Genomic DNA, 14545 nt, shown 5'->3' with positions numbered 1-14545 from the left:
AAAGAAGTAAAACATTTGTTGACTACTGACAATCAAATGGTTCCCCTATTATCAGAACTGGATAAAACGGTTCAAATCAAAAAAGGCACAGCGCATGACACGCTGTACCTACACTTCAAACTAAACTAAAAAATTATTTTACCTCATCCTGAGTAAGCAACATCACCGCTGCCATGCGGTTTGTCTTGTTATTTTCTGTTGCTTGAAACCGTACCGTTACCAACGCTGTATTATGACTTTGAGCAGGCAAAGCATAGACTGCAAATAATTCGTTTGCTTCAAGAGTCCCCGACCTGATCGGTGAAACCAACGTACCATTGATTCGGACTTCAGTATTGCGCTTTTCATCTGTCTTAAAAAAGTGAACCATCAAAAAACGCCCCTCCTTCTTCACATTCTTCATGGTATAACTAAACCAACCTGAAGCTTCCCGCCATTGTCTGCCATCGGTCACACCTGTCTCTGATTGTTCATAATCAATGTCGTGATCCGATTCAGGTTGTTGTTGCCCACACTCGACTTTGTCGACCACCGCTTTAGCCCATCCCGACTGCTGGAGATCAGAATCCTTCTGCCGCAATGCTTCCCGGTTGTCGACCTGAGGCCAATAGATTATATAACGAGAATCATGCAATTGATAAAAAGGGATAAGCTCCTGCGGTACCTCCTGGTCACCGACAAAAGTATGTGCTAACCGAAAACGTAACCCCCGTGGCGATATCAACGAGGGGAATTCTTTTAATTCGGCTGCTGGGCCAACCAATACAGGGATATCCTGTGCAGCTATCTGTGGACCTTTAGCAATATGTCCACCACGGCTGTCGTCTGCCAATATACCCGCCATCGCAGCTGTATCGGTCTTTGCGGCCAGCACAATAGGACCATATAAATAAGCAAAATAGGATGAATGATCAGGCATTTGCTCGATATCGACATGCATTTTAAAATGCAGCTCTACCTGATCACCCGATTTCCAAATACGATCCACACGCACATACTGCCCCGGAATGACATCTGTCTTCATATCAACACCATTCACGGTGACACGTAGATCGCCGGAACGCACCCAAGCCGGGTAGCGTAATTTCAGACCAAACTTCTGTGCTTTTGTCGTCTCGATTGTCAGCTTGGTAGATGGTTCCTGCGGAAAGGAAGTTTCTTGTCGTAATTGCACCCCACGTTCCTTCCAATCTAAGGTGGAAGAAATAAAGAGATTGACCCACAGATCCTTTTCATCGTGTGCATAAATGAACTCGCCATACTTCGCATGGTTTTCCAACCCTGACCCCACGCAACACCAAAAGCTTGTCTGTGGCTGCGAATAAACACGATAATGCCCCGGGCGCATCGGGGTAAAATAAACAAAACCTCCTTGCGTTGGATGCTGGGTTGATAAAATATGATTGTATAAGGCCCTTTCGTAAAAGTCAACGTAACGTACATCTCCTTCGGTCTGGAAAAGCTGTACACTCAACTTTAACATATTGTAGGTATTACAAGTTTCAGGTCCCTCCACACTATTTATCATATTAGAAAAATCATCCTGCGGATGGAAGTGTTCGTATGCACTATTTCCGCCTATTGCAACCGTGCGATGTTGAACCACTGTTTCCCAGAAAAAACGTGCCGCCGTATCCCACGATTTATTGTTATCCATATCAGCAATACGTTTGAAACCGATTACTTTGGGAATTTGCGTATTGGCATGCAAGCCCGTAAGCGCATCCTTACCTTCCACTAGTGGCTGCAATATACTATGGTGCGAAAACTGTTTAGCTAGTGTCAGATACTTTGTATCGCCCGTAATGGCCGCAACATCAGCAAAAACTTCATTGAGTCCACCATGCTCACTTCGAAGCATATCCTGTATCTGATACTCGGATAGGTTCTGAACTAATCGAATCGCCCAATCGGTCATTTTCACCAGCATCTCCTTTGCTTCAGATTGCCCCGCAATCAGATAAGCATCGCGTAAGCCTGCATAGGTTTTATGAATATTATACAAGGGCACCCATTTTTTATTCAAATCAAAAGTGCCCGCCGCAATATTCCCACTTTGAATTGCAGACCATAATGTTGTACTTCCCGGTACAGCCCCTATATAGCCTGTTCCCAAAGCTTCCTGGCATCGCCTCAATTCGGACAGCATGTAGACCAATTTTTCTAAAATCTCTGGATCCCCAGTGGAGGCATACATTAAAGATAAGGCCGTCAAATAATGTCCTCCAATATGGCCATCCAATCCTGTGTTCTCCCAATTGGTATAACTATCCGTCTTAGCCAGCAAACCCGCTTCGCGCAAGAACGGCGCCAGCAAACGATCTGGATTCAAACGTAATAAATACCTTTTATCCGTTTCCTGCGCGTGCTTAAACGGCCCGTCCAATAAGCGCACCTCATGCAGCGGAAAGAGCTGAATTTTATTGGATGGAGACGGTTGTGCAAAACTCTCCATCCCCACACAGAGCTTTATAGCGATCAGAACGAGAAGAAGTAAATGCTTCATAGACTTCTTATAGTTTAATTTTAATCACATTAAAAGATTGTGCTTTAGCTAGCACCGAAATTTTTGAACCCTTTATCGGAAACTTACGCTCTTGTGGCAGCACCAATGGAGCTTTCGCCACTTCGTTGATTGCTAATGGATCATCATGTTGTAATACGATATGGATCGCTTCTCCATTTACTTTTTTCACTCCCCGGATATCGAATACCATACTTTTCTCCGTTGCACTCGTATTGGCTAATTTGATAATAAGTTCATCGCGCTCTTTATCTAAGACAGCCGAAGCATAACAATCATCCTGACCAGCCACTGCTTGGCCTTCGGACAATAATGGCAGTACATGTGTGCCTTTGTTTGTTGAATACAGCTTTTGCACATAATAACTTGGGGTGAGATATGTCTTTAAATTATCCACCCAAATCAAATCGGGTGTCCATTGCCAACCGTCGATATGCGCAAATAGAGGTGCATAAGATGCGAGTTGTACCACCGCCGCATTCCGTTCTAATCCGGTCAGGAAAGCAGCCTCAGATAAAGCGGCTTCCCAATTGTTCCGATACTCTGAACGGGACATGTTTTTACTGTGTGAAGCATATTCCCCAGCAAAAACCTTTGGCCCTTGACGATCATAGTTATCGTAGCGTTTTGCATTATTCAAGAACCAATCCGGGGATCTATAATAATGCTCATCAATAATATCAATACCCATCGCCCGCAACTCTTTATCCAGGTATGCAAAACGTTCTCCCTCAGGGTCTGTGCCCGAGCTGGCTACAATCTCAATTTCGGGATGTTGAGCTTTAAGCGCTTTTTGAAAAACAGCTAAGCGTTCAATATATTGTGGCCCCCAGTTTTCATTCCCTACCCCTAACATTTTAAGGTTAAACGGCTCAGGATGCCCCATGTCTGCACGTAATTTTCCCCATTTTGTGGTTACAGCGCCATTCGCAAACTCAATCAGATCAAGTGCATCCTGCACATAGGGATCAAGCTCTTCCAAAGGAACGAGCTCCCCCGTGTTAAACTGGCACGCCATACCACAATTTAGGATTGGCAAAGGTGCTGCTCCAATATCTTCCGCCAACAAAAAGTATTCATAAAAACCTAACCCAAAGGTCTGGAAATAATCAGGGGTCAAACGGTACCCAAATTCAAAATTCCAGCGATTGATAATGAGTTGACGGTCTTCTATAGCACCAACAGTCTTCTTCCATTGAAAGCGTTGTGACAAGTCAAACCCTTCGACAATACACCCGCCGGGGAATCGTAAAAAACCTGGTTTCAGATCCGCCAACGCCTGTACCATATCAGCGCGCAAGCCCTTTTTACGTCCTTTCCACGTATCCGTAGGAAATAGCGAAATCATATCCAGGTCTATTTCTCCTTGCCCCTCAAACCAAATATTCAGCTTTGCTTTTGCATCGGTTTTATTGGAGGTAAACGTCATACTTTGGCTATGCCAACCTGTACCTGTATTCGAAGGGATAAGCATTCCTTTTCCCAACACATTGCCTAATGTATCGACCAGCTCTACGCGTAGGCTAACACCACTCTTTTTTTGTCTATACATCACGGAAAACTCATAGCCAACGCCCGTCTTGACTCCCATCCCACGGAAACCTTCATTCTGGAGTCCAATAGGCTTGCTCGTACCCTTCGTGGTATTTACACGTAGGAACCTCGGGTTACTTTCGTGATCCGACTGCCGATTTAAAATCAGATAATTTGCCTCCGCAACGGGGCCTAAATTTTTCCATCCCATAAAAGGACGAAAAAACTCAAACGATCGGTTTTTTATTAATTCAGCATAGATTCCCCCATCGGCACCCATATTGATATCCTCAAAAAAGATACCCCACATATTTTGATTAATTGGAGCTATAGGTTGATCCACCTGTACCGTAAACGTTTTATCTTGTGCCAAAACCGGTACACTTCCCTGCATAGCCAAACAGGCTATAGCTACATATTTTCTTATATTTTTCATCCTTTGGATTCGAATTGTTTCTGCTACTAAAATGCTTTAACTCCCTCTGTCGTCATGACAATCCTTTTAATTGTACCATCTGGGTTATAGTATAATTCATCGATACATACCGATCGTCGATAACTTCCTCCGTGTGGATTGATGCTACCATTATGGTATACAAAATAAGTTTTTCCTTTATAGTCTAAAATCGCTTGGTGGTTGGTGTTCGAATTACCAGCCACTTCATTGAGTATTCCTTTATAGACCCAAGGACCGTCGATCGAACGGCTCATGGCATAAACCGTTTTTTCCGGAAACTCACTGGCATAGCTCAAGTAGTACCAGCCATCCCTCTTATGTACCCAAGGGGCCTCCGTGAATTGGGGTAATTCCACTCGTTTAAACGGGCCGTCAAGCTCCGTCATATTATCCTTCAGCTTTGCGTAGTAACAAACTGTATTCCCCCAGAAGATATAAGCTTGCCCGTTGTCATCAATAAAAACCGTTGGATCAATATCATCCCAACTTATCTCTGTATCTTTTGTCATATCATTCGTCACCAAGGCTGTTCCACGGGCATCCACAAAGGGACCAACTGGGCTATCGGAGACCGCAACGCCAATAGCTTTTCCATGGATCGCACTGTGCTCTACCGTAGCATACCAGTAAAATTTACCATTCTTCTCCACCACCTGTGAAGCCCAGGCATCCCCTTTTGCCCAACGGAAATCTGTTGCTTTCAACGGCGACGGATGTTCTCTCCAATTTACGAGATCGGTAGTCGAAAACACTAACCACTCATCCATCTGGTAGTGTTCCTTTCCTGGAGGAGCAATATCATGCCCCGCATAGAGGTACACGGTCCCCGCATGTACCAATGTAGCGGGGTCTGCCGTATATTTATGTGTAATGATGGGATTTCCCTTGGAAACAAACTGGTGTACGCCACTTCCTTCCTGCGCCGAAACAAACACCGTACATAACATACCGACAGCCCACAACCCTATATCTTTTTTATTTATCATACTTCCTTTTTTTTAATCGAACCTGTTTATTCGTTTTTTAATTCTATTAGCCAATACACAAATCAAATTTTAAGTTCGTAAGTGGTGAATCGGATTATTCGATCACCATCACAAAGCCACCTTGTGCCTTTACTGCAACTTTATGCTTTTTCAAAAACTTCGAAGTACGAATATCAAAGGCAGCAGGACTACTGCTATCCGTTATCCATTGTATACTGCCTTTCGTTTTTAATGCTGTTAGATCGACCTCAATCTCTTTAGCGACATTTTCTCCATTTATTCCGGCAACGTACCAGCGTTTTCCAGCACGACGCGCTATGACGACTTCTTTCCCCGGAGATCCACTTAAAAACTTCACCTCATCCCAAGAAACCGGAAGCTCTCGTAAAAAATCCTGAACACCGGAATGAATGTGCGACATCCCCTCTGGCGACTCTGCAAAGTGTTGTATACCGGAAAGAAACAACACACTGGTTGCCAGCTCAAAAGCGGCAGTCGTACGACGTTGAACCCCACTAGGGACTTTGTATAAATTCATCGGTGTATAATCCATTGGATCGAATACATTTCTGGAAAATGGAATAATCGTGCATATCTCGGCCTGTCGATCCGCTTCAACCTGTTGGAAAGTGACATTCTCAAAACCCCGCACGGCTTCCACCGTCATTAAATGCGGATACTGCCGGGACCAGCCCCGTGGCAAGGTTGCCCCGTGGAAATTAACCAACAATTTGTAATCAGCAGCGTCGTTCAGAATATCTATGTAATACTGGATAACAGACTGACCATCCCCCCCGAAGAAATCAATTTTCACTCCTTTTATACCCATTTCATGAATACGTTGAAATTCTGCTCGTCGGCTTTCACGCAAGAGTAATTTATCTTTGGGTGTATACCCTACCGTATTCCAATCGCCAGCGGAGTTGTACCACAATAAAAGACCTATGTTTTTATCCTTGGCATAGTTGGCAAGCTGTTGCATTTTTTCATACCCGATTTTGGTATCCCAATTCACGTCAATCAAGCAATATTGCCATTTCATGTCAGCCGCAAAATCGATGTACTTTTTTTGCTCTTCGTAGACAATGAAATCATCTTTGCTATTGATCCAGCTCCAAGATGATTTCCCCGGTTTTATAAAACTGTTGTCGACTTTGATCGGCCCATCCAACAGGTCCTGACCGAGGTTGGATTCCACAATAGTAGCGAGGCTGCCGATGGCGGCAATACGCCATGGAGATACAAAACTGTGCTCCGCTTTACTACGTATCCCCTTTTCCTGTTGCATCGTTTCCCGCGGGTCTGGAAATGCCAGTCGGTATTCCCCATTCGGAGATTCGTGGTGCAAGCGTGTTGCGGCATGATTCGATGCTAAACCGGCCTCGCTGATAAGCACCCACGCTCCTTCAGTCTTGAACAATGCGGGATAGACCCATCCCGTTTTTGTCTCCTCTAATGTACCAACCTGTATTTCTTTTTGATAATGTTCCTCATACGATGGATTTGTATGCTCCCATCCCGATTTAGCAACGGCCACAGGCTGCAACCACCCTTGAGCAGTCGTTGGAAATTTATAGCTGGTATATTCTGCTGTTACCTCTTTTGTCGTGTCCCCAATAGCGGGCACCTCATATCGAAATGCGAGCCCATCATCAGAAACTTGAAACTGTATATTTATTTTTTTCTTTTCTGCATTTTCTAAAAAGATTGTCCGCTTGTTCGCGCGATAGCTATTTAGCTTTCGTTTAGCGTTAACACTCTCATATGTTTTTTCTATCCGCTCGGGAGGTGAGGTAGCAACGTAGGTTAATTGTTGTTGAAAACTAAGGTCATCCATAACAAGTCCTAGTGCGGATTGCTCGAGCACCTGTCTATTTTTATGGGTAACTGAATAATAGGGTTTACCATCTTCGGTAAGCCAAAATTTCAGTTTAATCGTTTTATTAGGACTGGAAATAATTTGCGGCTGCGACTGCCCAAAGGTCAATTGTAAGGCAAGAGAAGCCCATACGGTACAGGTCAGTAAAAATTTACTTTTTGCCGTTTCTATCATTATTATTTTATTTTAAATAAGGTACTGAATCGGTGTATAAAGGCACAGGTAATGCACCTTTACACACCGTTTTAGTTAAGATTTTACCGCAAAGCGGTATATCGTTTTGGAGGTATATGTTTCTCCTGGTTTCAGCACCGTCGACGGAAACGAGGGTTGATTGGGACCATCAGGAAAGTGTTGGGTCTCCAAACAGATTGCTGCACGGAAAGGATACGCCTTTCCTTGTTTTCCCCGTGGGCCATTAGCATCCATAAAATTTCCACTATAAAATTGTAACCCTGGTTCAGTAGTCAAAATTTTCATTTCAATGCCGGTCTTAGGCGCATATACGCTAGCCACTTCTTGGAGGCCGGCTGCTTTATTGAGGACAAAATTATGGTCGTAGCCTTTGCCTAACTCCAACTGTCTATCTTGCTGTTCAATATCTGCACCGATAGTTTTCGGTTTTCTAAAATCAAAGGCAGTACCTGCTACCGGTAATTGTTTACCTGTCGGAATTAAGGTTTCATTGACTTCGGTAACCTGATCCGCATTAATCTGAAGCACATGGTCTAAAATAGTACTATCGCCTTCACCGTTCAGGTTAAAATAGGCATGACTCGTCAGATTAAGTACCGTTTCTTTATTGGTATCGGCATGGTAGTCAATCTCCAGATCCCCATCCTTTCCGACGGAATAAGTCACTTTCATCTTCACTTCCCCGGGGTAACCAGCTTCGCCGTCGGGCGAGATGTAAGCGAGGGTAATCGCGGAGTCCGATTGATTTTCTACGGTCCACACCTTGTTATACACGCCGTTTGTGCCACCGTGTAATGAGTTTTTACCATCATTTTTTTCGAGATTATACGTTTCCCCATTTAACTTAAATGTAGCGTCTCCAATCCGGTTACCATAGCGGCCCACAACGGCGCCATAGAAATTATCCGCATGCTCTTTAAATGCCGCAGCTTGATCATAACCTAAAATAACATCGGTTGATTTGCCTTCCTTGTTTTTAACAAGGAGACGTACCAAGCGGGCTCCATAATTGGTCACCGCAACCTGTACATTCTCATTACCGATATGATAAAGCTTTACCTCTTTACCATCAATCGTTGTATCAAAAGCATGCGGTTCCGTCTGCGTCGTATTTTCTGACGTATTTTTTGCTCCTTGCTGGCATGATGATGCCAGAATTGTACCCAAGAGCAGGGCACTACAAAATCTTTTCATCATAGGTTTCTTCTTAAGGTCATTTAATTTAATCGCATCAAGTTACCAAAACTTAACATAAAGTGCACCCACAATCAAAATAGTCAACACTATCATGACCATAACAGAGGGTTCTACTTTGAACATTTTTTTGTCCAGCTCCAGCCCTTTTGGATTATCTTTTGGTCCGAATAAACTGATTCCCACCATAACAATCATCGTGAAAAGGAAGGATAAGCCCATACATATCTGGAACGGAATTTCGTAAGCACCATTCGCATTTTTGTATGCTGTATATAGAAAGGTTTCATTTCCGAACCATGCCGGTGCATAATTATTAAATACAATGGAAAGTAAAAAGCCCGTTATCAAACCTGCAATTGCAGCCGACCCCGTCGTTCTTTTCCAGAACATTCCCAATAAAAACATCGCAAAAATACCAGGCGAGATAAAACCAGTATACTTCTGAATAAAGGTAAATCCACCGGCACCACCAATCCCTAACAAATCATCCCAGGTAAACAAAACGGCAATAACAATCGACAGGATAATCGTGATTTTCCCGACATTGATTAGCTTCTTCTCTGAGGCTTCTTTATTGATGTACTTGTTATAGATGTCCATCGTAAAAATAGTTGCTATACTATTGGCCTTTCCAGCCAAGGAAGCCACAATAGCCGCTGTCAATGCCGCTAAAGACAAGCCTTTCATACCGTTTGGCAAAAACCCTAGAATAGCTGAATATGCATTATCTGGATTAAAATGACCGCCCGGAGCCATCTCTTCCTGCAAGGCGCCATTCTTATACAGCACGTACGCTGCAATTCCCGGTAGCATAACAATAATAGGCATCAAAAGCTTTAAGAAACCTGCAAACAAAATACCCGTCCTAGCGGTCTTAAGATCGGCACCCAAGGCACGCTGTGTGATGTATTGATTACAGCCCCAATAGTTTAGATTCACAATCCAAATGCCAGCCAGGTACATGCCGATTCCTGGTAACATCAGGTATTTGTTGACCTCTTCCTGGGTACTGGTTGCTGTTGGTTTATCGACGATGAGGTTAAAATGTTTAGGGGAATCTTGCATCAATTGCTTGAAACCTGCCAGGACATCCTTACCCATACCGAAATGCTCGGACACCAGAGTAAGCGCCACGTAGGTCGTAGCAAAACCTCCAATAATCAAGACAACCACCTGAATAACATCTGTAAAACCGATTACCTTCATGCCTCCTAGTGTAATAATAATAGCAAATACAGCTAGAGCGAGCATAATAATGTGAAAATAAGCACCTCCACCAAGGTTACTGATTGCCAGTGCACCAAGATATAAGATCGATGTTAGGTTCACAAAAATGTATAGGAACAGCCAGAACACCGCCATAATGAGACTTGTTGTTTCGTTATAGCGTTGCTTCAAAAATTGTGGCATTGTAAATATCTTGTTTTTAAGATACACCGGAATAAACCACACGGCCACAATAATCAAGGCAATTGCTGCGATCCATTCATAAGCCGCTACGGCAATTCCCACCGTAAAGCCATTGCCGCTCATTCCAATAAACTGCTCCGCCGAAATATTGGAAGCGATCAAACTCGCTCCGATTGCCCACCATGTTAATGAGCCTTCAGCAAGAAAATAATCTTTACTACTCGCTGTGGTCGATTTCTGACGATTGTAAATCCAAAAGCCGTAGCCCGCTACGACCACAAAATAGATTAGGAAAATCACATAATCTATTGTTGCAAACTTTTCCATAGTTAAAAAATAGGTTTATAGAATAATGGTTAGCCTTGCATCTTATAGTACACCTCACTATAGCGCAAATCTTTCTCGAATTGATCTAATTTTGTTGATTTATCGATCAAAACCAGCTCTAGGTTTGCAATTCGAGCAAAGTCTGCTAAGTATTCCGGCGTTAAATTTTGGCTGTACACCGTATGGTGTGCGCCACCAGCATAAATCCAGGCAGAACAAGCTGTTTGCATATCGGGTTCAGGTTTCCAAAGAACACGTGCAACAGGCAGCTTCGGTAAGTCCTCCTCTACAGAGACACCTTTCACCGTGTTGACAACGAGACGAAAACGATCCCCCATATCTACTAAAGCGGCATTCAAGGCATCACCGCCTTTTGCATTAAACACTAAACGAGCGGGATCAGACTTTCCACCGATACCCAGCGGATGCACTTCAAGCCGCGGTTTCTCTGCCGCAAGAGAGGCATCTACTTCCAACATATGAGAGCCGAGAACCATCGCATTTTGTGGGTCAAAATGGTAGGTATAATCCTCCATAAAGGCATTTGCCCCTGCATAGCCCGTAGCCATTACCTTACAAGCACGAACAATAGCAGGTGTCTTCCAATCCCCTTCCCCCGCAAAACCGTAGCCATCGGCCATAAGTCGCTGGACAGCTAATCCCGGTAACTGCGGCATACCGTGTAAGTCCTCAAAAGTATCGGTAAACCCTTTATAATTCCCTTTCTCCAAAAACGTACGTAAACCGATTTCAATCTTTGCTGCGTCGTATAACTGTCCACGGTTCGCACCTCCTTCTTTGACATCATCGGCTAAAATATAGGACGCTTCATACAGTGCGATCAATTTATGCACTTCGGCGTCTTGGACCTGATTAATCTCCGCCACCAAATCTCCGATGCCATGTGTATTTACTGAAAAACCGAACTTCAATTCAGCCTCCACCTTATCCCCTTCGGTAACCGCAACATAACGCATATTATCACCAAAGCGCACAAATTTAGCACCTTGCCAATCTTGCCAGGCTGCTGCGGCACGTGCCCAGATATTAATGCGCTCCAATACTTCCGCATCCTGCCAGTATCCCGTTACAACTTTACGCGCAATACGCATCCGAGACACGATAAACCCAAACTCACGATCGCCATGTGCACTTTGGTTCAGATTCATAAAATCCATATCCATACTGCTCCATGGAATATCTCTATTGTATTGTGTATGTAAATGGAGCAATGGTTTCTGTAAAGCTTGAAGTCCTCTGATCCACATTTTAGCCGGTGAAAAGGTATGCATCCACGTGATAATACCAATACAATTCTTATCCTGATTCGCCGCAACAATTGTATCGTAAATCTCATTCGAATTCCGTACAATAGGTTTAAACTTAACGCGTACAGGAATAGTGGCATTGCTATTTAAAAATGCAGCAATTTCTTCGGAATGTGATGCCGCCTGTCTTAGCGTTTCTTCTCCATATAAATCTTGGCTCCCCGTGATAAACCAAACTTCTAAATCTTTCAATGATGACATGAGTATTCGTTATTAAGTATCTATTAATATTAATTATTGTCCATAGTAAGCATCTTTACCATGCTTTCTTTCGTAGTGCTTCTTGATCAGAGACCCCTTCATACGCGTAGCCTGCGGATTGATCTGTTCGGTCAGATACGCTAGTTTCGCTGTATATTCCAGCACTGCCGCGTTGTACACGGCTTTCTTTCCATTAGCTCCCCACGCAAAAGGAGCATGATTACCGACAAGAATCATTTGCACCTCTTCATAATCCAGCTGCTCACTTACAAAATGTTCAATAATCTGATAACCCGTTTGGTGTTCATAATTGCCTGCAATCATGTGATCTGCCATAGGTGGCGCGCATGGAATATCGGTGGTCAAATGATCGGCGTGCGTCGTTCCATAGATTGGAATAGCCCGGTTTGTTTGTGCCCAAGCTGTTCCATAAGTCGAGTGGGTATGTACGATTGCTCCAATATTTGCCCATTCTTTATACAATACGGCATGGGTTTTTGTGTCGGATGAAGGCCGCAAGCTTCCTTCAACAATATGTCCATCAAAATCAACAATGACCATATCTTCTACCTTCAGATCCTCATAAGGTACACCGCTAGGTTTAATAGCAAACACCTTCTTGTCGTGATCGGCCACACTTACATTACCGAAAGTAAAAACAACTAGCCCTAGCTTAGGAAGCTCCATATTGGCTTCATAAGCTTCCTTTTTTAATTGACTATACATGATATAAGTTCTGTTCTAAATGTGCTGCTGTCTTATTGTATTTAGCATACCGATCAGCATAAATCTTCACTGTTTCCGGATTTGGCTCGTAGATCATATCAAAACCTTGCCCCATAGCAACCATAGCGTCTTCGACCGAAGGGTGCACACCGGCAACCACCGCGGCAAACATCGCTGCTCCCAACGCACAGGTTTGTTCCGAACTGTGAATCTTAATAGGCATTTGCAGAACATCAGCCATCATTTGCATAATAAACGTTGACTTCCTTGCCACGCCACCAAGGCCTATAATCCCTTTAACCGGAATTCCCTGATCCACAAAACATTCCACAATTTTCTTCGCACCAAAACAGGTAGATTCGACGACTGCACGATAAAGCAACACCGCATCGGTAGATATATTAACATCAAAAAAAGCACCTTTAAGATTTTGGTTCGCATACGGTGTGCGACGTCCATTAAGCCAATCGATAGAAAAAGGATGCGTAATATCAGGCTTCACTTGAGCGGCTTGTGCACTTAATTTGATTAGTAATTTATCTTCGGCATCCTGTAACAGCTGCGCATCGTCAGCAAACAAATTCTTGAGCGGCCAGGTCAAAATATTTTTGAACCAAGCATACGCATCACCAAACGCCGATTGTCCCGCCTCTAATCCAATCATCCCAGGAATAACCGAACCATCAACCTGTCCACAAATTCCCTTAACCGTAATATCCAATGGTTTGGGTGCAACAAGGATATCACAAGTCGACGTCCCCATCACCTTACTGAGGTAATACGGCTCAATCTGCCCACCTACCGCGCCCATATGACAATCAAATGCGCCTACCCCAACCACGACATTCGTTGATAAACCAAGGTTGGCCGCCCATTCTTGCGAAAGGTTCCCCACAGCTGTATTGGAAGCGTAAGTATCTTTACCCAAGCGCTCTACTTGCCCGGTCAGCAAAGAATCTAAACTTTCAAAAAAATCAGAAGGCGGATACCCATTGAAAGCTTCTGACCACAGTCCTTTATGACCTGCTGCGCAAACACTTCTTTTAATCGCATCCGCGTCGTTTCCGCCCGTCAACACAAACGGAATCCAATCGCAATGCTCCACCCACGTATAAGTAGCTTCACGCACCGCTGCGTCAACCCGATATGTGCGTAATATCTTGGACCAAAACCATTCCGATGAATAGACACCACCTACATATTTTAAATAATCGGTATCAAAAGTAGCAGCGTGGTCATTAATTTCCTTTGCCTCTCGCGTAGCGGTATGATCTTTCCATAGAATAAACATTGCATTGGGATTTTCCGCAAAATCTGCTGTTAACGATAATGGTGTTCCAGCTTTATTCACCGCTACCGGAGTAGAACCAGTGGTATCCACTGAGATTGCAACAACCTGCGCCGCAATTTCAGGAACAACCGCAGCTAAACAAGACTTAATGGTTTCTTGCAGTCCATCAAGATAATCGAGCGGATGTTGCCTAAACTGGTTAACGGAAGGATTATTATACAAACCCTTTTTCCAACGCGGATAATGAAATACAGAAGAAGCCAACTCTCGGCCGTCTTTTGTACTAACCAGCACCGACCGAACGGAATCTGTGCCATAATCTACTCCCACTACATAGTATTCATTCATTATATACAGGTTTATTTTTTTGATTTACAATTGATCCACTAACTTCAACAAGCTATATCTATGACACTTACGCAGATTAAACAGGTTGAAAAATTAATTAGTGTCAAATTAACATTTAATTTTTCACAATCAAAAATTTTTTT

Annotated in this window: 9 protein-coding genes; all 9 read right to left on the bottom strand. The window is 43.5% G+C overall.

Going from position 1 to position 14545, the window contains the following annotated elements; translation table 11 throughout:
- Positions 1–133: 133 nt before the first annotated feature.
- The 9 genes from E2P86_RS06410 to E2P86_RS06370 all read right to left on the bottom strand — a co-directional run bounded on the left by E2P86_RS06410 (position 134) and on the right by E2P86_RS06370 (position 14402).
- Positions 134–2506: a glycoside hydrolase family 127 protein gene (locus tag E2P86_RS06410; RefSeq protein ID WP_134431652.1), complete on the bottom strand. Its 2373-nt coding sequence runs from the start codon at positions 2504–2506 to the stop codon at positions 134–136.
- A gap of 7 nt (positions 2507–2513) precedes the next feature.
- Positions 2514–4493, bottom strand: coding sequence for an alpha-L-arabinofuranosidase C-terminal domain-containing protein (locus E2P86_RS06405; RefSeq protein WP_134431649.1), 1980 nt, complete (start codon positions 4491–4493; stop codon positions 2514–2516).
- Positions 4494–4519: 26 nt separating this feature from the next.
- The gene (locus E2P86_RS06400) at positions 4520–5500 is read right to left on the bottom strand and encodes a glycoside hydrolase family 43 protein (RefSeq protein WP_240775584.1); all 981 of its coding nucleotides are present in this window, start codon (positions 5498–5500) and stop codon (positions 4520–4522) included.
- A gap of 94 nt (positions 5501–5594) precedes the next feature.
- Positions 5595–7553 carry a glycoside hydrolase family 97 protein gene (locus tag E2P86_RS06395; RefSeq protein ID WP_134431646.1) on the bottom strand — a complete coding sequence of 653 codons (1959 nt, stop codon included), beginning with the start codon at positions 7551–7553 and terminating at the stop codon, positions 5595–5597.
- A 75-nt stretch (positions 7554–7628) separates the two neighbouring features.
- Complete coding sequence (locus E2P86_RS06390; protein WP_206367996.1) at positions 7629–8771, bottom strand: aldose epimerase family protein; 1143 nt, start codon at positions 8769–8771, stop codon at positions 7629–7631.
- Positions 8772–8810: 39 nt separating this feature from the next.
- Positions 8811–10508, bottom strand: coding sequence for a sodium:solute symporter family transporter (locus E2P86_RS06385; protein WP_134431643.1), 1698 nt, complete (start codon positions 10506–10508; stop codon positions 8811–8813).
- A 29-nt stretch (positions 10509–10537) separates the two neighbouring features.
- The gene (gene araA, locus E2P86_RS06380) at positions 10538–12037 is read right to left on the bottom strand and encodes an L-arabinose isomerase (RefSeq protein ID WP_134431640.1); all 1500 of its coding nucleotides are present in this window, start codon (positions 12035–12037) and stop codon (positions 10538–10540) included.
- 33 nt (positions 12038–12070) lie between these two features.
- The gene (locus tag E2P86_RS06375; protein WP_085472612.1) at positions 12071–12763 is read right to left on the bottom strand and encodes an L-ribulose-5-phosphate 4-epimerase; all 693 of its coding nucleotides are present in this window, start codon (positions 12761–12763) and stop codon (positions 12071–12073) included.
- Positions 12756–14402 carry a ribulokinase gene (locus tag E2P86_RS06370; RefSeq protein WP_134431638.1) on the bottom strand — a complete coding sequence of 549 codons (1647 nt, stop codon included), beginning with the start codon at positions 14400–14402 and terminating at the stop codon, positions 12756–12758. Before E2P86_RS06370 ends, E2P86_RS06375 begins: the two co-directional genes overlap by 8 nt.
- Positions 14403–14545: the final 143 nt, after the last annotated feature.

The sequence above is a fragment of the Sphingobacterium psychroaquaticum genome, from assembly GCF_004421025.1.
GTDB lineage: Bacteria > Bacteroidota > Bacteroidia > Sphingobacteriales > Sphingobacteriaceae > Sphingobacterium > Sphingobacterium psychroaquaticum.
The sequence above is the reverse complement of the archived record's forward strand: the minus strand, read 5'-3'. Positions and strand labels throughout refer to the sequence as shown.

What these genes read in the sequence shown, in the direction of transcription:
- E2P86_RS06410 (WP_134431652.1), bottom strand. Translation starts at nt 2,506, where the DNA reads ATGAAGCATTTACTTCTTCTCGTTCTGATCGCTATAAAGCTCTGTGTG.
- E2P86_RS06405 (WP_134431649.1), bottom strand. Translation starts at nt 4,493, where the DNA reads ATGAAAAATATAAGAAAATATGTAGCTATAGCCTGTTTGGCTATGCAG.
- E2P86_RS06400 (WP_240775584.1), bottom strand. Translation starts at nt 5,500, where the DNA reads ATGATAAATAAAAAAGATATAGGGTTGTGGGCTGTCGGTATGTTATGT.
- E2P86_RS06395 (WP_134431646.1), bottom strand. Translation starts at nt 7,553, where the DNA reads ATGATAGAAACGGCAAAAAGTAAATTTTTACTGACCTGTACCGTATGG.
- E2P86_RS06390 (WP_206367996.1), bottom strand. Translation starts at nt 8,771, where the DNA reads ATGATGAAAAGATTTTGTAGTGCCCTGCTCTTGGGTACAATTCTGGCA.
- E2P86_RS06385 (WP_134431643.1), bottom strand. Translation starts at nt 10,508, where the DNA reads ATGGAAAAGTTTGCAACAATAGATTATGTGATTTTCCTAATCTATTTT.
- araA (WP_134431640.1), bottom strand. Translation starts at nt 12,037, where the DNA reads ATGTCATCATTGAAAGATTTAGAAGTTTGGTTTATCACGGGGAGCCAA.
- E2P86_RS06375 (WP_085472612.1), bottom strand. Translation starts at nt 12,763, where the DNA reads ATGTATAGTCAATTAAAAAAGGAAGCTTATGAAGCCAATATGGAGCTT.
- E2P86_RS06370 (WP_134431638.1), bottom strand. Translation starts at nt 14,402, where the DNA reads ATGAATGAATACTATGTAGTGGGAGTAGATTATGGCACAGATTCCGTT.